Genomic DNA, 19,993 nt, shown 5'->3' on the forward strand with positions numbered 1-19,993 from the left:
AAACCTTTATTTAAATACAGAAGTTTCGGCCCCATGGAGGAGCCTCTCTCGACCGTGTTGTTGGCCGCCGCTATGTTCCTGCTAGGCGTAATAATAGGGCTGACCGCGGTGTTCTTGGCGGGGAAGTCGGCAGCTCCCCAGTCCGGCACAAAGGCCGTGGTGTACGGAGGAGATAATCCGGTGACCATCACGATATCCCCGCCCTGCCAGCTCATAATTAATTCCACAGGAGTCTACAACAGCTGTACTGGTCTAGTAAAACGCTTGAACGGCACGTTGGGGAACTACACTATCGTGATAGGATAAGGCCCCAGTCGTGACGCTCGAGACAAGGATTAAACGCCCCGTCTGACTCGGGGATCCAGACGTCGGACCTCCCCCTTATTATGGCATCGGCCAGCCTCCTCGCCGCTGCCGGGCCCACCATGCTGCCGTAGCCGTTAAGGCCTCCTATGACGTAAAGGTTGTCGAGGCGCTCCACTTTGCCGAACAGAGGCCCTCCTGTCGGCGAGCCCTCGCAGACTCCGGCAGTCGCGTAGAGCGGGATCGCCCAACCCCATCTGCGCGAGACGAGCTCGGCTATCTTCCGCGCATAGCCGGGCGGCGGGTTGCTGTAGGCCTCGCCGCAGCCATCGCCTGCTATGTAGAATGGCCACGGCCCCGGCCTCCCATACCAAGACAACACGTAATCCCCCACGCTGAGCCCCCTGAGGCGCGCCGGCGCGAGGAGTAAAACGGCGTAACACGAATACGGCTTGAGGGGCAGTTTGATCCCGGCCCTCGACGCAAGAGCCGAATTCTCGGCGCCGGCGGCCAGTACCACTACGTCGGCCTTGATCTTGCGCCCGCCCACTACGGCGTAGGCGATTCTGCCGTCGACGGCCAGCTGGGCCTTCTCATCGGAAAAGCCCAGCTCTTTTCTGAGCCTCCTCACTATCCTTCGCACCGGTATCAGGTAATCGGTGGTTATCACGGCTATTTCCCCTCGCTCTAGCCTCAAGCCCTTGAAGCTATGCGCCACCTCGTACCTCACGCCGGCTTTCCTCAAGCTGGAGAGGTCGGCGGTTGCGGGCAGTATATCCACAGAGGGGATCGGCTTAACGGCGCCCAGCGATTTGTATAGTTCAAGGCTCTCCTTGGCCATCTCCACGTCGTTGGGATTTGGCATGGAGAGCGTCAGAACCAAGGAGGTCAAGGGGTATTCGATGGGCCCCCCGAAGCCCATCACGTCCACGCCTGCTTTTTTGAGGAAATACGCCGTGAACACGCCCGCTATCCCTCCGCCTATCACGACAGCCCTCACGCCGCTCACCAATAGTGGCTTATAAATATTTTTAGAGAGGCTTGGACATGAAGGTCAGGAAGAGGTGGGGCGCCTTCTCAGTTAGGCTCGAGCCCGATTTAGTCGAGAGATACGCTTGCGTGGTCGTAGACGCGTTCTCGGTAATCGCAGCCTTGTCGCGGCCCGAGGAGCTCTTCGAGGCCCTCGCCGAGGCCGGCATAAGGGCTAAGTTGGTGTTAGACGCATGGAGCGAGACGCAGCTCGCCAAGGCGCGCAGATACCTGGAGCTGTGCCGACGCTACGGCCTCGACTGCGTCTTGTCCGAGATAAGGCCGGCCGAGGAGAAGGCGGTCGAGCTGGCGTGCGAGGAAAAGTGCGCCGTATTGACCAGAGATTACGATGCCGTGAGGAGGGCCTCGGAGCTTCGTTGCGAGGTCCCCATCCTGATAGCGAAGGGCGGAAGGGTCTATCGCGTCGTAGAGGCCAGCTTTAGGTAACCGATGTAGACGACGCCGTGAGACATCGACTACTTGACGGCCACGATAGAGGGGGGAGGGACCCTCCTGGGAGGCATGTGCCCCCATTGCCCTCTTGCCCTTCATCTTAGTCGGCCACTGGCCTCATCCTCGGGGCATTCACGGCTTGCCGGGCGGGAGGCGTTGCCTAGCCCTGCCTGGCTAGCGGGCGCCTTTCACACTATATAATTTTTTAGATAGTGGAGATTTAAATAATTATCTCGCCTTGTCTATTCCCGATCTGGCTTCTCGGCCTTCAACGCGCCGTCGTGGACTTCGCCGAGCTCGCTCACGCCCGTGGCTATGAGGTCTCAAGCTAACACTAAACTGAGGAGCGCCATGCGGAGCGGAACGCCGTAGGCCGCTTGTCTAAAATATGCGGCATGCTTAGTCCTATCGACGGAGGGGTCCAGCTCGTCTACCCTGGGCAAGGGGTGGAGCACGATCAAATCCTCCTTAGCTCCTCTGAGCGACTCGGCGGTTAGCCTGTAACTGCCCTTGACTCGCTCGTATTCGAGAGGATCGGGGAAACGCTCTTTCTGGATCCTGACTATATAGAGCACGTCTAGATCCCCGAGCACCTCGTCGAGTTTGGAGTAGGCCTTCCAGCGAAGGCCCCTGGCCTCTATATAGTCGAGGGTCTCCCGCCGGGGCCTCAAGAACTCGGGCGATATCAAAGCGACCTCCACGTCGTACAGCGCCAAGCCCTCTAGCAGTGAGTTCACGGTCCTTGCGTATTTCAGATCGCCCATTATACCGATCTTAAGGCCGTCTATTCTGCCCCTCTCTCTCCAGATAGTGTAAAGATCCAGCATGGCTTGCGTCGGGTGGTTGAAGGAGCCGTCTCCTGCATTAATGACAGGCGCTTGCGCTATCTCGGCGGCCAACTTAGCCGCCCCCTCGAGCCTATGTCTGACCACGATAACGTCGGCGTAGGCGTCCAGCATTCTTATCGTGTCCGAAAACGTCTCGCCCTTCTCGACGCTGGTCCCCTCGGCGCTCGAGAAGCCGATCACCTCGCCTCCGAGCCTCTTCATGGCCGTCTCGAAGCTCAACCTAGTGCGCGTCGAGGGCTCGAAGAAGGCGACGGCCATGACTCGCCCTTTCAATATGTCCAGCCCAGATTTTACATAGGGCTCCATCTCCTTGGCCTTCTCGAAAAGGACCTCCAGATCGCTCCTGCGGAAATCCCGCATCGATATCACGTCTCTGCCCCTCCAGGACACGCTGACGATTAGCTTGAGGATAAAAGTATTATTAAAACGCGGGATAAAGCCCTCATGCGCCCCCTCGTGGTGGCGCTCGACGTAGCGCCCAATAAAGCCCTCGAGATCGCGAAGGCCCTTAAAGGCGAGGTGGCGGGATTCAAAGTCGGCTGGGACCTCCTCTTGGAGGCTGGCCTAAACGCGGTGAGGGAAATTTCGGCGCTGGGCCCCGTCGTGGTGGACATCAAGCTAGCCGATATACCGTATATAGTGGAGAGGGTGCTCGAGAAGTTGGCCTCTGCGGGGGCTTGTTGCGCCATAGCCCATGGCTTTCTATTGCCTAGCTTGAGGAGAGATCCCAGGCTATACGTCTTGGTCAAAATGACGGTGGAGACGCGTTATGACTCAGTCTGGCAGGAGCTCCTTCCCTACTTGCAGGGCTTTAGAGGAGCCGTGGCGCCCGGGAACGACCCCACCGTAGTCTCCGCAGTGAGGCGCGCCTTGGGCTGCTCTGCCAGGATTATCTCGCCGGGCATCGGAGCGCAGGGCGGGAGACCCGGCGACGCCATAAGGGCCGGGGCCGATTTCGAGATAGTGGGCAGATACATTATAGAAGACCTGTCAAGGATCTCCGAGTGGGATGGGCTCAAGCCCTCTTGTAACAGCTCGATCTAAATTAATTTAATATCCAGTAGATCACATGGCCTCCAAGGAGTTGATTGTGAGCAAGATCAAAGACGGCACCGTGATCGACCACATTCCGGCGGGCAGAGCCCTAGCGGTGTTGAGGATATTGGGGATAACGGGCAAGGAGGGGCTCAGAGTTGCGCTCGTGATGAACGTGGAGTCCGAGAAGCTAGGCCGTAAGGACATAGTGAAGATCGAGGGCCGGGAGCTCACGCCGGACGAGGTCGACGTGATATCCGCCGTGGCGCCAACGGCGACTATAAACATAGTGAAGGACTACGAAGTGGTGAAGAAGTACAAGGTGAGGCCTCCGCGAGCCATAAAGGGTAAGTTCAAGTGCAGGAACCCTAACTGTATAACTAACCAACATAGGGAAAACGTGACTACTTCTTTCATCTTGGTGAAGAGCGATCCGCCTACTTTTGCGTGCGAGTACTGCGGCCGTTACCACACACTCGACGAGTTGGTCTAGGGGAATCTCATGGGTGCAAGCGACCTCTTAACGCGGTTATCTTGGCGCAAATCCACAAGAATTAGGGCAAAGAGCGTTTACGTGTTTAAGTCTCTGCGTTGCATATATCCACATAGACGCGAGGCCGTTACTTGACCACCACGATAGTAGGCGGAGGGATAGTCGGCTCGAGCTCGAGGACCTTATCGCCGTACCCACAGATGGGCGTGTCGTTGAGGGGTTGCGCCAAGACCTCTTGAACGACTCTCGTCCCAGAGACCCACACTATCCTCAACGGGAGGTAAGTGTCGTGCATCCAGAAACACCAAGTGGAGTTCTTATCGAAGAGGAACAACATGCCGACGGCGCCCACGCCTCTGGGGTCGTAAGACGTCGCGTTCATGTAGCCCCTCGTCTGCCTCGTTGGCGTATCGGCGACGTATACAACGTAGGGCGATCCGTCTAGCGTTACCATAGTCGTCTCCGCGAACGGGTCTCCGGAGGCAAGAGGCGCGCGGCCGCGCGCGATCAAGTAGACGAGCGCCAAGAGGGCCGCCGCCAGCGCTAATGCCGCCCAACGTTTCATAAACTATGAGTCAAGTAGTCTATTCTGCCGCCGTCGACGACGAGGACTTGGCCCGTTATGAAGCGGGCTTCCTCGGACGCCAGGAAGGCAACGGCCTTGGCTATGTCCTCGGGAGCGGCTAAAGCGCGTAGGGCGGTCCTGTTGATTATATCGGCCTTAGCTCTTTCCACCTCCTCGCGCGTTCTGCCCCTGGTTGTGAGGTCCGTCTCAATCCAGCTGGGCGCGACCGCGTTGACTCTTATTCCGTATTGGGCTAAATCGAAAGCGAGTCTTCTAGTCAAGGCTATTAGGGCGGCCTTAGTGACGGCGTAATACGTGGTGTTGGCCAAAGCGGTCCCGATACCCGCTATGGAGGCCACGTTCACGACCGCGCCGCGCGATTTTTTGAGATATGGTAAGGCCTCTAACGTGACGTATATAGGACCCTTGACGTTTATAGCCCACATCCTATCGAAGCGCTCTTCGTCGAATTGATCAAACGGCATCAGCTCCATAACGCCCGCGTTGTTGACCACCACGTCAATTCCTCCAAAGGCCCTCGCCACCTCCTCCACCATCCGCTTCACCTCATGGCGTTTGGATACGTCGGCCTTGAAGATCTCGGCCCTGTCGCCGAGTTCCCTCTTTAAGGCCTCAGCAGCCTCCTTAGACGAGTTGTAATTAATAGCGACGTAGGCCCCTCTGGCGTGTAGCTCCCTAGCTATGGCGGCTCCTATGCCTCTGGAGGCGCCGGTCACCAACGCGACCTTCCCCGACAACATGTCCCCCTCATACATGTTTTTTATATATTTGAAAACAACCAAGTAATGGCCGAGGCTACACCTCGCCAGTATTGGTCGGCCGCGGTGTCGACCATGCTAATATGGGGGCTTGAATATTACGATATAATTCTCTTCGCTTCTCTGTCGAGAGTGTTCCAAGAGCTCTTCTTCCCCGAGAAATCGCAATTAGTCGCGGCGGTGGCTACTTGGGGCGCGTTCGCGATAACGTATCTGGCGCGCCCCCTAGGCGCTGTGGTCTTCGGCCATATCGGCGATAAGTACGGCAGGAGGATCTCCACGATACTAGACGCGTCGGCGGTCGGGGTGGCGGGGTTGGCCATAGGCCTTCTGCCGACGTACAACTCGGCAGGGATAGCGGCCCCCATAGCGCTCTATGCGCTAAGGTTCGTCCAAGGGCTCGGCATAGGCGGAGAGGCAGGAGGAGGCGCCACGTGGGCTCTCGAGCAAGCCCCTAAGCGCGTGAGGCCCTATGTAAACGGCGTGATGTACTCCGGCCTTTCGTGGGCCGTCTTCCTCACCTCGGCCTTGACCCTATGGGCGGCGGGCTATTTCGGAGAAGCCTTCAATACAATTGGCTGGAGGGTCCTCTACTTGATAGGCGTTATCCCTGCGTTTGTAGCGCTCGCCATTAGGCTCTTTGGCGCCGAGTCTCGCGAGTGGCTAGAGGCGGCGCGTAGGGGGAGGACGCTCAAGGCGCCTATCGCCGAGGTGTGGCGCTACTGGGCGAACTTCTTGATACTAATACTGATAAATTTAGGGCTTACTCTATACTACTACAGCGGCTCGGGCTATTGGTCATATATTATGCCTAACGTGGTCGCCCCTAAGCTGGGCTTGGACTCAAAAACCGCGTACGCCTTCGCGTTACAGCTAGGCGAGTACGGAGGCCTCGGCGCCGTGGCCGGCGAAATTCTGAGCGGATTCCTAGTATCTGTCCTCGGCGTCAGGCGGGCGTTCTTGCCGCCCTCTATCGGCCTCCTCGTCGCGGCGCCTACGACGACTTACTTGGCGTTTACCCTAAACGGAGCGGCCCTATACGCGTCGTTCGTAATGGGCTTGTTGTTCGGGCTGGCGGCCGCCCCTCAGACTTTGTACTTCGTCGAGTTGTTCCCGCCGGAGGTCAGATGGACCGCCGTGTCCTTGGGGTGGAACATCAACGCGCTCATAGGACCGTTGGGCTCTCTGGCCGCTCTGCTGGCAGTCGCCGCCGCTCCAAACGACGCCGCGGCGTTGGCCCTCTACGGCTCCTTAATAGCGTCGGCCAGCGCGTTGTTGACCGCCATAGGGTCCCTCATTAGGCCGAGAAGCTTTTAACCGGGACTTCGGCCTTTTCCGTGAAGGAGCTCAAGAGAAAGTTCGGCGATAGGTTCATCGACGACCCCGCCGTTCTTTCGCTGTACTCCCTCGAGGCCTCTTTCGAGAGGCCTGCCGCAAGCCCCCTTGGGCTGGTCTACCCCGTGACGGAGGAGGAGGTCCTCTGGCTGGTCCAGTGGGCTTACGAGACAGAGACGCCTCTTTTCTCCCAAGGATCGGCCACGAGCCTCTCTGGAAACACTATCTTGACGAGGCCAGGCCTCATAGTGTCCTTCGAGAGGATGAACAAAATCCTCGAGGTCAACCCCACCGATTCCTACGCGGTGGTGCAGCCGGGCATCAGACTAGAGGAGTTAAATATAGAGTTGTCGAGCTACGGCGCGTTCTTCCCAGTGGATCCCGGCTCGGTCAAATCGGCGACGGTGGGCGGCGCCATAGCGAACGGGGCCGGCGGCATGAGGGGCGCTAAGTACGGCACTATGAGGGATTGGGTCTTGGGCCTAAACCTAGTCACAGGCCGCGGCGACCTCTTGAGGATAGGATGTAAAACGCTCAAGTGCAGAAACGGCTACGACCTAGTGAGGTTGATAGTCGGCAGCGAGGGGACGTTGGGCTTAGTTACGGAAGCCGTGTTGAGGATAGCTCCGTTGCCCGAGTCGGCCGTCGCAGTGCTCGTCTACTACGACTCGCTCGACGCGCTTGTAGAGGACGTAGTGCGCATCAGGTCGGCCGGAATATGGCCCCTATTTGCCGAGTTCTTAGGCCCCGCCGAATCGAAAGAGGTTGGGCTCGAGGAGAGGTACACGTTGTTCCTCGGCGTCGACGTCAATAAGGGAGCCGAGGATAACATGTTGGGCAAGCTCAAGGGCCTCGTGCGAGGCCTCGTGGCGAAGGAGGCCGTAGGCCTCGGCCCCTCTATGGAGCTGCTGGAGCCCCGCAGGAAGCTCTTCAGCGCCCAAGTGGCGTTGATGCAAAGACAGCTCGGGAGCGAGGGCGTCTTGATAATAGAGGACATAATAGTGCCCGTGTCAAAGCTCCCCGAGGCCGCCAGAAGGGTTGTCGACCTAGCCGAGAGGCTCGAGGTACCCCTATCTTTAGGAGGCCACGTGGGAGACGGGAATTTACATCCCACGACGTGGTTTAAACGCGGCGATCAAGAAGGCGCCAAGAGAGCCTTGGCGTTTATAGAGGGGCTCGGCAAAATCGCCGTGGAGTTGGGCGGCAGCGTCTCGGCCGAGCACGGCATAGGCACGCTGAAGCGCGAGTTGTTGAAGATAGAGCTGGACCCCCGCGTGTTAGAGTACATGCGCGCGCTCAAGTCCGTCTTTGACCCCAAGGGCATACTCAACCCCGGAAAGATCCTATGAGCCTAGATAAATGGCAAGAGCTGTTCCAACGAGCGGCCGAGGGCGCGCTCGTCCGCATCGACGGCATATTGAGGGATTACGGCTACGTGCAAGAGCTGGCGAGAAGAGTTAGGGAGGTCAAGCTCGAGGTCATCAAGAATTTGGACCACTACATAGAGCAGACCAAGAAGTCCGTGGAGAGCTTGGGCGGCAGAGCGTACTTGGCCGAAACCGCGGAAGACGCCAAGGAGATAGTCGGCAAGATAGTCGGCAAGGGGAAGGTCGTAGTGTTCGGCAAATCCAACACAGCGCTGGAAATAGGGCTGAGGGAACACCTCGAGAGGGCCGGCAACGAGGTATGGGAGACCGATCTCGGCGAATTCATAGTGCAGATGGGCGACGATAAGCCGTCCAATATGATAGTTCCTGCGTTGCATTTAAGCAGGGCGGACGTCGCGCGGATATTCAAGGAGAAACTAGGCATAGACGTCGGCGATGACCCCTCGAGGCTCGCCGCCGCTGCCGGCGACTTCCTCCGATCTAAGTTCATAAAAGCCGACGTGGGGATAACGGGAGCCAACGCCGTGGCGGCCGATACAGGGGCTGTTGTCAACGTCGAGAACGAGGGCAACATCAGAAAAGCCACGGTCTTGCCCCAAGTCCATATCGTCGTGGCCGGCGTCGAGAAGATAACGCCCACTCTTGTGGACGCGATAAACCAAGCGATCGTACAAGCGGCTTACCACGGCCTTTTCCCTCCGACGTATCTCGAGGTATCGGCCGGCCCCTCCTCCACGGGGGACATAGAGCTCACGCGAGTGAGGCCGGCCCAAGGCCCGAAAGAGTTCCACCTAGTGCTAGTAGACAACGGGCGGAGGAAGGCGGCCGAGGATCCTGTTTTGAGGGAAGCCCTCCTGTGCGTTAGATGCGTTAGATGCGGTTTCGTATGCCCCGTCTATAGGGCAATAGGGAGGGATTTCGGCGAATCCCCCTACGTGGGGCCGGTCGGCGTTATGTGGCTCGCTATCACTAAAGGCGTAAACGTCGCTGGGCCGGCGGCCATGAAGTGCGCACACGCTGGAAATTGCAAGGAGGTATGCCCTATGCGGATAGACATACCCAAGGTCATCCATTACGTGAAGACGCAATACCTCAGACAATTGAAGGTTTAAATACAAGCCTATAGAGATGCGTGAGAGGACAGATCTCCGTCGAGCAAGCCATATTGTTAGGCGTGGTGTTGACCATAGCGGTGGCGGTCGGCTGGTACATGTACACGACGTTCCTGGCCTACATACAGTCGGGCGCCAGGATATCGATATTCCAAGCGACTATCAACAGGAGCGGCTATCTGCAACTGTACGTGATGAACCAAGGACCCGTCGGCAACGCCACCATCATCGGAGTGTACATAGCCGATAAGTTGTGTCAGCCCGCGTCAGCACAAGGCCCGGCCTCGATAAACGGCAATAGGGTCTACCTCGGCATGGGGGGCCCTGCCTTGTTGTTATATAACTGTAAGGGCTTCGCCGGCGCTCCCGGCACTACAGTCCAAGGCTACTTGATCTTGGCCAACGGCGCCTCTTTCTCGTTCACGGCCTCTGTGACGTAGCGGCGCACGCGACGGCCTTCAGCCCTATGCGCCAACACAGCGCTATCGCGCGGACCGCCTAGCGGCGTTGCGGGCGGCCTCGATGACCTCCAGCGCCAAGGGCATGTATTCGGCCAGCTCGCTTAAGTTACCCCTTTCTATTTTCAATTTGCCCAGAGGCACTGCGGCGAACGGCGATAGTCGCCCCTCTAATATTTTCAATAGGTCCTCGTACCGAGCGGACAAGGCGTACGTCGCGTAGAACCTGCCGCGCAGTAGCTTCGCCTCGACGCATTTACCAGCGTCGAACTTAAAGAGAAGAGTTATCTCGCCGCCTAGCTCTCGCGGCGCCTCTGTCGCCGTGATGGAGAGCTCAGGCGGCGCCTTGGCGAGGCCGGACAAGCTTTTGCAGATGTCGGCAACCCACTCTTGGGTCGGCAGAAAGCTCATAGCATTTCCAGGGCATATTTAGTTGCATCCTCGGCGTTTTCGGCCTTGACGACCGCCATGAAGCCGGATTGATGTTTAAACACCACTCGGTCCCCCGTCAATTTTCTGAAGTCTATTCTGTCCTTATGCCTATCGGGCCGCCACAAGGAATAGGCGCCCGGGTTCCTGAGATCCTTTACTGCTATTATGACGGGCTCGTCCTCCCGCACGACGGAGAGGTCCAACAAAGCGTTCCATATAGCGGTCGGCGGCGCGTTGTCATCAACGGCGACGCCCTTTATCGCGCCCTCTATTAGGGCGTAGCGCCTCCCCTCCACTATCTTGATAGCCTTCATACTCTCCTCGAAGTATTTCGAGAGGCCTCTCTCTACATATTGGGCCAATCGCGGCACGGCCAAGACGGCATGCGCGGCGAAGTCTATCCCGAAGCCCGTCTTGTAGGCGTCTTGGCTCAAGGCGACGGAGACAACGTCGCCTCCCGCGGCGCGCCTCATCAGCATTAGCTGGGCCAACGTGCGGGGATAGCGCTCTGGGTTGACGTCTAGTGAGAACGATATCGCGTAGGCCTTGGAGTATTCGTTGAAGTCAGCCACGTCGAAGTCGGCGGTTGCTGCGCCGGCCACTAGCTCGAGGAATTCGTAGTCCTCGAATTTGCCCTTGGCGGTCATGCCGAAATACGCCGCGAGGCCTTGGTTCAACGAAGCGCCGTAGAGCCCCAACCATTTCTTGGCCGCGATGGCGCCGTACCTATCGACTAAGTCGGCGGCCATGAACAAGACGGAGACCCTGGGCCTCGGCGTCAGCCTCAACGCCTCGACTGTCTGCATCAGAGACGAGGGTAGCTCGACGTACTCAGGCTCGCCGTTGGGCGCGTGGTGGTCTAGAACCGCGACGTCGTGCCGCTTCAGCGCATCGTAATTCTTGTAGCCTATATCTGCATATATCACGGGGCGGCCGCCCTTGGCTATTTCGAGCAGCTCCTCCGGCTGTCCCAGTCTGTATACGGCCTCGGCCCCTGCCTTGTACAACAACGCGGCGGCTATAGTGTCGTCGGCATGCGCCGTGCCGTTGTGGACCACTACTACGAAACGACCGCCGGCGATTATCCTCCTCGCGGCCTCGACCTCCTCCTTATATCTCGTTATTATGTCCACGCGCGCTATAAGCCCTCTATTTAAGCCTCCTCCACGCCGAAGGTCTGCATCTTCTTCAACTCGTTCAACACCTCGCTTAATTTGGCCATAACATCGAGGTTGTTCTGCTTAATTACGGGCGGTAGCTCGTTCAGCCTCTGGACGCCTCTGGTTATTTCGTCCAATGACATCCTTATATCGTCGAGCTTAACTGATATCAAGTAAAGGGAGGCTATTAAGAACTCATCAGTGCTTAGCTTCTTCCCCTTAGCCAGTTTCTCCAGAACGGGGGTGGCCGCGCTTTTGACCAACGAGTCGAGCCTGGCTCTCACCTCCTCACCCATAAAAAGTATATGCCGAAATAGTTATTAAACATACTGTTCAACTTAGCCTCTCAGGTCGAGCTCCACTCCTCGCTCTTTCAAGGCCTCGATGACGGCTCGCCTCACATCGCCCTTCAAGCTCTTCTTGTAGACCACCACGATCCTCGGCGGCTCGACGTGTTTCGCCAGAGCCGTCAACACCAGATCGGCGGTGACGACGTCTTTGTGTATTATATGGCCGACGTCGATTCCGCCTAGGACTTCTCGTTTCAAGAGGGAGTAGTGCAAATCGCCCACGGACATCGCCACGGGTCCTCCCGATGTCTTGAACTCTGCCAACCCCTCGAGGGCCGAGGCAAGTGCCCTCAACGCCTTCTCGTCACCCCACTCCCTCTCCGTGCTCCCGACCTCGACGAAAGTGACGCTGATCCGCTCGGTGTTGGGCCCGTGGTGCGTCGCCTCGAGCTCGCAATCGTAGCCCTCGGGCCTCTCCTCGCATATCCGCCTAAATAGCCAAGATTTAAGGCTCGCGTGGGCCACGGAGAGCGACGGGGATGTGCCGGGGGTATGCGCCGTGAACATAGGCCTCGGCTTAGCCATCTCGTGCCGGGATGGCACTACGAGATGCTCCACTCCTAGTTTCTCGAGATCGCCCTCGGGCGGCATGTCCGTGGAATCGCCGTTATGCACAACGGCCAACAAATCGCCGCGCCTAGACAAGGCGAAGGCAACTGCGCCTGTCGAGGCCTCCAACCCGAGAATCCTCGCGACGCCCTTAGCTACGGGATCCCTCGAGATTAGGATGGCTATCACGGCGTCAAGATAGCCCTGCCGAGGACCCTCCCGGCCTCCATATCTTCGTGGGCCTTGATAGCCTCTTGTAATTTATACTCTGTATACACGGGCTTGATGAGGCCCCTCCTCAACAAGTCGAGCCCCTCGTATATATCCCACGGCTTGTAGGCCATATGGCCCATCACCGCTATTTGTCTAAGAATTATCAACGCGGGGCTCAGAACTGCCCGCTCGCCAGTGACGTTCCCAATCAGGACGACCACGCCGTTTCTTTTAGCGAGCCTTATGGAGTTCTCCAAGGTGGGGGATCCGACCGTGTCGAACACCACGTCGAAGTCCCTCATGCCGTCTTGATATATGCCGATGCCCAAGGAGCTATACGCCTTGGCCTTCTCGGCGGATCTCGTGGATATGTACACGTCGCCCCCTCTGAGCATCGCTACTTGTGCTAGATAAAGCCCTGTCCCGCCCCCGCCGACTACTAACACCTTCTTGCCCTCGACGTCAACCCTCCTCACGGCTGCTACGGCCGTGGGTATTACGTCCGTCGCCAGGACTGCCTCCCGCGGATCCACCCCATGGAATGGAAACACGAAATTGGAGGGCACGACCACGTACTCGGAGTACGTGCCGTTTCTGTGCTCGCCTAAATACTGGGCGTTTCTACAGAGGTTCTCGAGGCCTCTTCGGCAATAATCGCACGTGCCGTCGTAGAGGGCAGGCGCGAGGAAGACCCTCTGACCAACTAAATCCCTATCGACGCCGGGCCCGACGTCCGCGACCCTCCCCACGCCCTCGTGTCCCGGAACGACGGGGAGCTTGACGTGTGGAAAGGCCCCCTTCCTCACCACGAGATCCCTCCCGCAGACGCCGGCCGCCTCGATCTTGACGAGGACCTCCCCCTTCCCGGGCCTTGGGTCTTCCACGTCCTCGAGCCTCAGCGCATCGCGCGGTTCGCCGAACTTGGCGAGCTTCACAGCTCTCATATAGCGAATACGCGCTGGGCTTAAATCAGTTACAAGTACAACGCCTCTCTGCCTTAGCCCTTGCGAGGGCCTCGGAGGGCGGCAGCCCGCTCGCCACGTACATCTCGAAGTCGTACTCGGTGGTGTATCCCATCTTCCTGAGCTCCTCAGCCGCCTTAAACACGTCCCAGTCGTGTTCGTAGATAAGCCTCGCTATTTTGTTGAGCTCCATTATAGGCTTGGGCCTAAAACGCAAGAAGACCGGGGTGAACAAGTCGAGATACGCCCGCCTCGAGCCCCTTATTGGGACCTCGCCGACTTCCCCCCTCAAGGCTCTGAGCACGTTCATGGAGGCCTCGGTGACGCAGCTTGACGTGAGCTTTTCGAGCAACGCAGAGTCTTGGGGCTCGAAGGAGTAATAGCCCAGGAAGCCCCCGTTGGACGCGAGCAGAGCGGCCCTCCTGACCAAGTACTCCCTGCTCAACTCGCCGTCGGCGCCGAGGCCCACTACGGCCACCTCGACCTTAGCCCCCAGCTCCTCAGCGATCTTCAAAACCGCCAACGAATAGGAGTCGGCTAGAGGGGAGTGGAGATCTTGCTCGCATCCGCAAGCCAGTACATCGCCCCCTACGTCGACTCCGGTTATCTCGTCGAACCGGGAAACAAGCGCCTTAGCCACTGCGCTGGGCGGCTTGTCCGGCGATATCGCGTAGACCCCTCTCCCCAACACGGACGCGACACAAGCGCCTTGAGGCCTTATGGCCCTCCCGCGCCTCACGGCCCTCGTGTGCGGGCCCAATACCAGTAGGACCCCATCCCCCTCGACGCCGACGAAGTCCTTATAGGTGAGAGGGCCGGGCTCTGGGTCGACCACGTAGCGCTCCCACGGCAAAAGGCCCACCTCGGCGCCTAGCTTAACCGCCAGCGCGCCTGCGCTGACTACGTCGCCTCCGCCGCCTATGGCGAAGACGAGCCTCATCGGAGGCTCTTCAAGAGCTCCACGTAGGACTTGGCCACGTCGACGACTTGGGAGATCTCGACGTATTCGTCCGGCGCATGCGCCGTGAATTCGGGGCCGGGGCCATAGGTCACTGTGGGGATCCCCCGCCTCACGAAGAACCTAGCATCGAGCCCGCCTATGCAGATAGTTTTCCTCGGAGGCCTTCCGCGCGTCTTGGCCACGGCGCTTTCAAGCGCCTTCACTAAGGGGTGATCCGGCGGCACCACCGCCGCCTCCGATTCGTTTATGACTTTCACCTCTACTCTGTGGTCGAGCCCAGCAGCAGCCCTTCTTATGAACTCCTCGACCTCCCTCTTGACCTCCTCTACGCTCTCCTCCGGTATCAGACGCCTATCGAGAGTAAATGCGAAATAGCCAGGCACCACGTTGGCCTTGACGGACCCTTTGACCTCTCCGCCCATAGTCAAGGTGGGGACGGCCCCTCTCGGGTCCTCGAACTCGTATTTGCTACGCCTAGACGACAACGAGGGGATATACTCCTCGATGATCTTGTTGGCTATCTTAACGGCCCCCTCGAAGGCGTTTAGGCCAAGCCACGGCGTCGAGCCGTGGACTTGCTTGCCGTAGACCTCGACTAGGAACCAGACCAAGCCCCTATGGCCTATCCAGATGTTGTCGACCCCCGACCCTTCGGCGATGACGACCCAAGGCGCCTTGACCTTGCCCGATTCCGCCAAGTAGCCGGCCCCCGACTCGCCTCCTATCTCCTCGTCGGGCACGAAGGAGATCTCGAAGTTCCTCAAGCCCTCCCTTATCGCCATCTCGGCGGCCAGAGCTATCGCCGTCAGGCCGCCCTTCATGTCCACGGCGCCTCTGCCGTAAAGTCGCCCGTTCACGTACCGCGGCTCGAACGGCCTCGTCACGCTCCATGCCGACTCCGGCCCCGGGGGGACCACGTCGTAGTGGCCGTTGAAGTGGACTCTCGGCTCGCCCGCTCTAGCCAAGAGGATATATCTGGGGTGATCGGCGCAGTCGGGACAGGCCTTCACGACAACGGGCCTCGGCACCTCGATCACCTCGACGTCCATCCCCAGCCCTTTGAAGTACTTCTCGGCGAAGTCCACGAACTCCTTGTACTTCTCGCCGGGCGGGTTCACCGTGGGGATCTTGATCATCTGTGAGAGCAACTCCACCGCCTTGTTCTCCATGATCTGCTCCAAGATGTGCTATATAATAAATTAGCGCTTTGAGCAGTAGGGCTTGATGTACTTAAAAACGTCGCTCAGCCTCGGCCTTTCCTTGTACACGACCACGTAGTGCGGCAAGGACTTCCACGTGGCCAAGGCCAACCTCTCGTCGACCAACACGAGCAAGGGCACCTTAGCCGCCGCCAGTTTTTCGTACTTCCTGGCGATGTACTCGGGCGTCCAGAAGCCTACTATCTCCACGTATAGATCGCCTATCTTGAAGTCGGGTATCAAGACCTTGTTGCCCACCACCAACGCCTCTGGCTCCCTCTCGACGACGCATATCCTCGAGACGTTCTTGTAGAACTCCTCCTCGGCAGTGCTGTCGAACTGAGGCGGCTCTAGATCTCTACGAGCCAGCTTCGGAGCACTCAATTTGGCCTCGACGAATTTATAGACCTCGTCGTGGAGGCTCACGTCGGCCTCGATCCGCCACTCGTCGGCCGCGATTATATACGGCACCAGCTTGGCCAGCCGAGTCCCGTAGCGCTCGGTCTGTTTCACGGCAGAGACGGGCCCGTCTATGTCTAACTTCAAGCCTGGGCCGGCCCGCTCGGCTGAGTACATCAAGCCCAACCCCTTAAGCGCTCTGATGATCTCCTTGACGCGGCCCCCCTCGGCTACCACGTATGCGGTCATGCGCCTCGACCTGAACAAAAGCGTCTGGATGAGGGAAGTGTTGTACAAGGCCAGTAGCTCCTCGGCGGTTATGCCGGGCCCTTTAACTATCACGAGCTCGTCCTCGTGTATTTTGGCCAACGCCTCCTCGACCCTCTCCGGAGGCACCTTCAAGCGCGAGGCGACCGTAGCGATGACCCTCGCCCTCGCCGCCTCGTCCACGATCGGATAGGCCTTAGCAGCCTCGCGGAAGACCTCGAGCCTTATCTTGGTCAAAAGCCTCTTGTCTACAGCCTCAAGCTCTATAGTCCTCTCGACTAAGTGGGCGAGACCTCTAGCCAGCTTCGGCTCAAAGGGCGCCTCCTCTACGGCCGCCCTCGCCTCGCCGAGCTTTATGCCGGGCTTATAGACGCCTATGACGTATTCCGCCGGCCATACGTCGTATAGGTACTTGGGCGTTATGTTAAGCCCTCGCCTCTTAGCCCTTAAGAGGTCCAGCGGTATCACGACACGCCCTTGCGCCTCCTCTTGGACATATCGACCTCCCTAGTCCTCGCGGTTATCACCTCGTAGATCTTAGCCTTATGGGGCTTAAGCCTAAGGGCCCTCCCTATCCTTTGTATGTATTGTCTGCTCGAGGAAGTCCCGCCGAGTATCACAACGACGTCTACGTCCGGCACGTCCACTCCCTCGTCGAGGACCTTGCCGGTGACGACGGCCCTCACCTCGCCCCTCCTGAACATGTCCATCACGAGCTCTCTTTCTTGGTCCGGCACGTCGTAGGTCACCTCGGGTATGAGGTAGCGCCTAGATACCTCCCTGGCCAACGCAGTGTATTCGGTGAAGATCAAGACCTTCCCGTCCGGATGTCTCCTCAGTATATCGGCCACCGCCTCCACTTTGCTCTTGCTCTCGAACAGAATACGCCTCATTTCGTGCCAAGCCTCCAGAGCTCTCCTGGCCTCGCGGCTTTTACCCGCCAACTTCACGAGCTTGGCGAAATCCGAGGGGGATCTGAACTTCAAGCCCTTGGCTCTGATATATTCTTTATATACTGCCTCGAGCTCCTTATACCGCCTAGCCTCCTCCTCCGAAAGGCTCACCCTCACAACCTCTACGTCGAACTCCGCCAAGTACTTGCCGGCGGCCTCTGAGACCCTCATGCGGTATACGATAGGTCCGACCAACTCGGGCAATAACGTGTGAAGGTCGTCAGCCCTCTCAGGCGTCGCGGTAAGCCCCAGCCTATGAGGGGCCGGCGATAGCTCGGCTATTTGCCTATAGGACTCGGAGGGCAAGTGGTGGACCTCGTCGAGGACCAAGAACGGGTACTTATTGCCCAGATGTTCTATGGATAAATACGCCGAGTCGTAGGTTATCACGGTTATGCACATCTCCCTCTTCTCGTCCCCGTACCAGACGCCCACTCTCCCCGGGAAGTACTCAACGAGTTTCCGCTCCCATTGCTTCACTAGCTCGACCGTGGGCACTACCACCAACGCGGCCTCCCCTAGAGCGGCGATGGCCTCAATGGCCACGTAAGTCTTGCCGGCCCCCGTGGGCATTACCACGACGCCTCTTTTCCCCCTCAACCAGCTCCTCAACGCCTCTTCTTGGTAGGGCCTAAGGGAGGGCCTCTTGGCGGCCTCCAAGGACTTACACGCCGGCTCGAGCACGCGGTCCTCGTAGGCTACGCCCAACGAGTCGAGCACCGCCTTTATCTTGTAGTAATACATAGCTAGGGCTCTGTACTTGCCGATTCTTCGATCGAACTTGACGAACGAGAGTCCCTTGATCTGATCAGGCACATCCCCCGACATCACTATAGTGCCTCTATCCCAAGTGAGCAACACATCATGATAGGGCTATTATTATATTGCTTAACCGCATCGATCTCGACAAGCCCCGGCGAGCTCAGCCGGCGGCTGGGCCCTCGACAGTAAAGTTTATTCTTCGCGCCGCGGGCGATGCATGCGGCTCGCGTTTAAGAACGTAGTTCTGGGCGGGACTTTCGACACGCTACACTCGGGGCACGTAAAGCTGTTGGCCACCGCCTCGCTCATAGGCGAGGAGATCCTGATAGGGCTGACCAGCGACTCCTTCGCGTCGTCCTATAAACAGTACAATGTGAGGCCCTTCGCGGTCAGGCTCGCCAACCTCAAATCGCTTATGAGCTTGATAGCGCCCGAGAGAAGGGTCGAGTACGCCGCTATAAACGACCCCTATGGGCCAGCGATAGCGAGGCCTGAGCTGGAGGCCATAGTCGTGAGCAGGGAGACGCTTCGGCGCGGGCTCGAGATAAACGACAAGAGGATCGAGCGCGGCCTCCCGCCGATGGACGTGGTCGTGATAACGACTGTAAAGGACGGCTACGGCAACGTGTTATCGTCCACGTTTATAAGGAGGCTGTTAGGAATCAAGTAACGTCACGATTTCTCTATACGTTTCCAGCGCGTTTTCGCAATTGCCTACGCAAAGCGTAGGCCCTCCCAGTAGATCTATCCTGACGTAGTTGGAGGCCTCGCGTTTTAGGAACTCCAATACGTTTGTATAGACTATATCGCTGTGCCCGAAGTCCCTGAAGAGGACTAAGTAGTTGTACGCCATAGACCATGCCGTGTAGGGGTCCGGCCTCGCTCTGATCCCGTATTGTAACAAGTCCACTTTAGGCGCCTCCGGCCTTATTTTGACTAGCCTCTTCGCGATCTCGGCGGCGAAGCCCACCGCTTCGTCGTCTACATCCCTATCGAGGGGGCTATGATATATGTGCCAAATGTCTTCGAGAGACGATATCGTCACGGCGGGAAGGCCCCTCACCTCGTAGTTCAGCGAGTCGAAATCGGCGCGGGGGCGCTCCACGGGCAACAAGCCCTTCACAGCATCTGCGAGGTAAGGCATGGCGTAGGCCTTAGGCGAGCCGACCCCGATCACGTCTAGGTTCACGAGAAGAGTAGGCCGCCATTTCTTGAAGTACGCTAGAGAGCCCCAAGCCCAGTACAACGACGGGACGTGCGGCCCCGTGCCCTCCTCTGCCGTGAACAGCCCCAAGGCGATCGGGTAATCCTCGGCGACTAAGTCCAAGAAGGCCATGACGGCCGCCTCGAGCCCGCCGCAGTTGTCCGAGCCTCCGTAAAGCCAGTGGTCGTAATGGGCTGATATCATGGGGCTGTCCTCGAAAGTGTTCATAGCTACTATGTTGTAGGAGTACGTCACCTTCGCGTCGACTACCAGCTCGAGGCGCGCTCTTTTGCCCAAGGCCTTCTCGACGTCTGGCGGAGCGCTAACGGCCGGTATAGGCGGCGGCGCTGCGTCGTACTTGAAGCCGAGCTCGTCCGTGACCACGATCCTCCTCGGCGTTTGTCCATAGAACACCACGGCCGATGCGCCGCGCTTGGCCGCCTCGATGACCACGTACTTAGCGTCGTTTAGATCCCTGGAGGGGAACGGCGCGAGGACCATGTTGCCCTCGACGTCGTCGCCCATGCCGACTAGCCTGCCCTCGTAGGCGCCGCCTCTCGAATACGGCATGGCCAACACGTCGTAGACGACTCCATCCACCTCGAGCCGAGAGCCCTTATCCTTCCAGTAGAACACCTCGACGGGCGAGAGGTGGAGCCACACGTTGGGTATGTCGAGCATCGAGACTATGAAGTTCACGAAATCCCTCTCCTCAAGCGAGCCCGCCACTAGGTCCTTGTACTCCGCGCACTTCCTAGCCAGATCTCCCACGCATCTGATAGGC

The 19,993-nt window shown here is 58.5% G+C and carries 23 protein-coding genes; 9 read left to right on the top strand and 14 right to left on the bottom strand.

The features are described from left to right. The first annotated feature begins 33 nt into the window (after nucleotides 1-33). Nucleotides 34-306: a hypothetical protein gene (locus tag ACZ5PA_RS00560; RefSeq protein ID WP_464930350.1), complete on the top strand. Its 273-nt coding sequence runs from the start codon at nucleotides 34-36 to the stop codon at nucleotides 304-306. On the opposite strand, the gene ACZ5PA_RS00565 is transcribed toward ACZ5PA_RS00560, so the two are convergent. Beyond that, nucleotides 290-1,303 (bottom strand): NAD(P)/FAD-dependent oxidoreductase, encoded by a 1,014-nt coding sequence (locus ACZ5PA_RS00565; RefSeq protein WP_464930351.1) that lies wholly within the window; start codon nucleotides 1,301-1,303, stop codon nucleotides 290-292. The genes ACZ5PA_RS00560 and ACZ5PA_RS00565 overlap by 17 nt on opposite strands. A 47-nt stretch (nucleotides 1,304-1,350) precedes the next feature. Here ACZ5PA_RS00565 and ACZ5PA_RS00570 point away from each other — a divergent pair, with 47 nt between their 5' ends. Continuing rightward, a complete protein-coding gene (locus ACZ5PA_RS00570; protein WP_464930352.1) occupies nucleotides 1,351-1,779 on the top strand; it encodes a hypothetical protein in 429 nt (142 codons plus the stop codon). 329 nt (nucleotides 1,780-2,108) lie between these two features. Here ACZ5PA_RS00570 and pyrB read toward each other — a convergent pair whose 3' ends face one another. Beyond that, nucleotides 2,109-2,993, bottom strand: coding sequence for an aspartate carbamoyltransferase (gene pyrB, locus ACZ5PA_RS00575; protein ID WP_464931252.1), 885 nt, complete (start codon nucleotides 2,991-2,993; stop codon nucleotides 2,109-2,111). 84 nt (nucleotides 2,994-3,077) lie between these two features. Between pyrB and ACZ5PA_RS00580 the strand changes: the two genes are divergently transcribed. Both ACZ5PA_RS00580 and pyrI read left to right on the top strand, forming a co-directional pair. Next, a complete protein-coding gene (locus ACZ5PA_RS00580) occupies nucleotides 3,078-3,677 on the top strand; it encodes an orotidine 5'-phosphate decarboxylase / HUMPS family protein (protein ID WP_464930353.1) in 600 nt (199 codons plus the stop codon). A 25-nt stretch (nucleotides 3,678-3,702) separates the two neighbouring features. After that, entirely contained in the window at nucleotides 3,703-4,161 is a 459-nt protein-coding gene (pyrI, locus tag ACZ5PA_RS00585) for an aspartate carbamoyltransferase regulatory subunit (protein ID WP_464930354.1), read from the top strand. 127 nt (nucleotides 4,162-4,288) lie between these two features. Here pyrI and ACZ5PA_RS00590 read toward each other — a convergent pair whose 3' ends face one another. Both ACZ5PA_RS00590 and ACZ5PA_RS00595 read right to left on the bottom strand, forming a co-directional pair. Then, nucleotides 4,289-4,726 (bottom strand): DUF192 domain-containing protein, encoded by a 438-nt coding sequence (locus ACZ5PA_RS00590; protein ID WP_464930355.1) that lies wholly within the window; start codon nucleotides 4,724-4,726, stop codon nucleotides 4,289-4,291. Further along, complete coding sequence (locus tag ACZ5PA_RS00595) at nucleotides 4,723-5,487, bottom strand: glucose 1-dehydrogenase (RefSeq protein ID WP_464930356.1); 765 nt, start codon at nucleotides 5,485-5,487, stop codon at nucleotides 4,723-4,725. The genes ACZ5PA_RS00590 and ACZ5PA_RS00595 overlap by 4 nt, the downstream gene beginning before the upstream one ends. Before the next feature lie 45 nt (nucleotides 5,488-5,532). On the opposite strand from ACZ5PA_RS00595, the gene ACZ5PA_RS00600 reads away from it, so the two are divergent. The 4 genes from ACZ5PA_RS00600 to ACZ5PA_RS00615 are packed head-to-tail and all read left to right on the top strand — an operon-like array spanning nucleotide 5,533 to nucleotide 9,780. Then, on the top strand, nucleotides 5,533-6,822 hold the full coding sequence (locus tag ACZ5PA_RS00600; RefSeq protein WP_464930357.1) for an MFS transporter: 1,290 nt from the start codon (nucleotides 5,533-5,535) through the stop codon (nucleotides 6,820-6,822). 20 nt (nucleotides 6,823-6,842) lie between these two features. After that, on the top strand, nucleotides 6,843-8,189 hold the full coding sequence (locus ACZ5PA_RS00605) for an FAD-binding oxidoreductase (RefSeq protein ID WP_464930358.1): 1,347 nt from the start codon (nucleotides 6,843-6,845) through the stop codon (nucleotides 8,187-8,189). Then, complete coding sequence (locus ACZ5PA_RS00610) at nucleotides 8,186-9,340, top strand: LUD domain-containing protein (RefSeq protein ID WP_464930359.1); 1,155 nt, start codon at nucleotides 8,186-8,188, stop codon at nucleotides 9,338-9,340. The genes ACZ5PA_RS00605 and ACZ5PA_RS00610 overlap by 4 nt, the downstream gene beginning before the upstream one ends. 20 nt (nucleotides 9,341-9,360) lie before the next feature. Beyond that, on the top strand, nucleotides 9,361-9,780 hold the full coding sequence (locus ACZ5PA_RS00615) for a class III signal peptide-containing protein (protein WP_464930360.1): 420 nt from the start codon (nucleotides 9,361-9,363) through the stop codon (nucleotides 9,778-9,780). Nucleotides 9,781-9,822: 42 nt separating this feature from the next. Here ACZ5PA_RS00615 and ACZ5PA_RS00620 read toward each other — a convergent pair whose 3' ends face one another. Genes ACZ5PA_RS00620 through ACZ5PA_RS00660 form a run of 9 tightly spaced genes read right to left on the bottom strand, consistent with a single transcriptional unit; the run spans nucleotide 9,823 to nucleotide 18,071 of the window. After that, the gene (locus tag ACZ5PA_RS00620; protein WP_464930361.1) at nucleotides 9,823-10,209 is read right to left on the bottom strand and encodes a sterol carrier protein; all 387 of its coding nucleotides are present in this window, start codon (nucleotides 10,207-10,209) and stop codon (nucleotides 9,823-9,825) included. After that, entirely contained in the window at nucleotides 10,206-11,363 is a 1,158-nt protein-coding gene (locus ACZ5PA_RS00625; RefSeq protein WP_464930362.1) for a hypothetical protein, read from the bottom strand. The genes ACZ5PA_RS00620 and ACZ5PA_RS00625 overlap by 4 nt, the downstream gene beginning before the upstream one ends. Before the next feature lie 20 nt (nucleotides 11,364-11,383). Beyond that, a complete protein-coding gene (locus tag ACZ5PA_RS00630; RefSeq protein ID WP_464930363.1) occupies nucleotides 11,384-11,686 on the bottom strand; it encodes a hypothetical protein in 303 nt (100 codons plus the stop codon). Between the two features lie 42 nt (nucleotides 11,687-11,728). After that, nucleotides 11,729-12,478: a D-aminoacyl-tRNA deacylase gene (locus tag ACZ5PA_RS00635; RefSeq protein WP_464930364.1), complete on the bottom strand. Its 750-nt coding sequence runs from the start codon at nucleotides 12,476-12,478 to the stop codon at nucleotides 11,729-11,731. Beyond that, the gene (locus tag ACZ5PA_RS00640) at nucleotides 12,475-13,446 is read right to left on the bottom strand and encodes an alcohol dehydrogenase catalytic domain-containing protein (protein WP_464930365.1); all 972 of its coding nucleotides are present in this window, start codon (nucleotides 13,444-13,446) and stop codon (nucleotides 12,475-12,477) included. The genes ACZ5PA_RS00635 and ACZ5PA_RS00640 overlap by 4 nt, the downstream gene beginning before the upstream one ends. A 25-nt stretch (nucleotides 13,447-13,471) precedes the next feature. Then, nucleotides 13,472-14,404, bottom strand: coding sequence for a DUF1152 domain-containing protein (locus ACZ5PA_RS00645; protein WP_464930366.1), 933 nt, complete (start codon nucleotides 14,402-14,404; stop codon nucleotides 13,472-13,474). Continuing rightward, nucleotides 14,401-15,594: a M20 family metallopeptidase gene (locus tag ACZ5PA_RS00650; RefSeq protein WP_464930367.1), complete on the bottom strand. Its 1,194-nt coding sequence runs from the start codon at nucleotides 15,592-15,594 to the stop codon at nucleotides 14,401-14,403. The genes ACZ5PA_RS00645 and ACZ5PA_RS00650 overlap by 4 nt, the downstream gene beginning before the upstream one ends. A 30-nt stretch (nucleotides 15,595-15,624) precedes the next feature. Continuing rightward, nucleotides 15,625-16,758, bottom strand: coding sequence for a DUF790 family protein (locus ACZ5PA_RS00655; RefSeq protein ID WP_464930368.1), 1,134 nt, complete (start codon nucleotides 16,756-16,758; stop codon nucleotides 15,625-15,627). Continuing rightward, on the bottom strand, nucleotides 16,755-18,071 hold the full coding sequence (locus tag ACZ5PA_RS00660; RefSeq protein WP_464931253.1) for a DEAD/DEAH box helicase: 1,317 nt from the start codon (nucleotides 18,069-18,071) through the stop codon (nucleotides 16,755-16,757). The genes ACZ5PA_RS00655 and ACZ5PA_RS00660 overlap by 4 nt, the downstream gene beginning before the upstream one ends. Nucleotides 18,072-18,222: 151 nt before the next feature. On the opposite strand from ACZ5PA_RS00660, the gene ACZ5PA_RS00665 reads away from it, so the two are divergent. Then, a complete protein-coding gene (locus ACZ5PA_RS00665; RefSeq protein WP_464930369.1) occupies nucleotides 18,223-18,675 on the top strand; it encodes a phosphopantetheine adenylyltransferase in 453 nt (150 codons plus the stop codon). On the opposite strand, the gene ACZ5PA_RS00670 is transcribed toward ACZ5PA_RS00665, so the two are convergent. Further along, the gene (locus ACZ5PA_RS00670) at nucleotides 18,661-19,980 is read right to left on the bottom strand and encodes a M28 family peptidase (protein ID WP_464930370.1); all 1,320 of its coding nucleotides are present in this window, start codon (nucleotides 19,978-19,980) and stop codon (nucleotides 18,661-18,663) included. The two genes, ACZ5PA_RS00665 and ACZ5PA_RS00670, sit on opposite strands and share 15 nt — an antisense overlap. Nucleotides 19,981-19,993 lie beyond the last annotated feature (13 nt).

The organism is Thermoproteus thermophilus, from assembly GCF_055392855.1.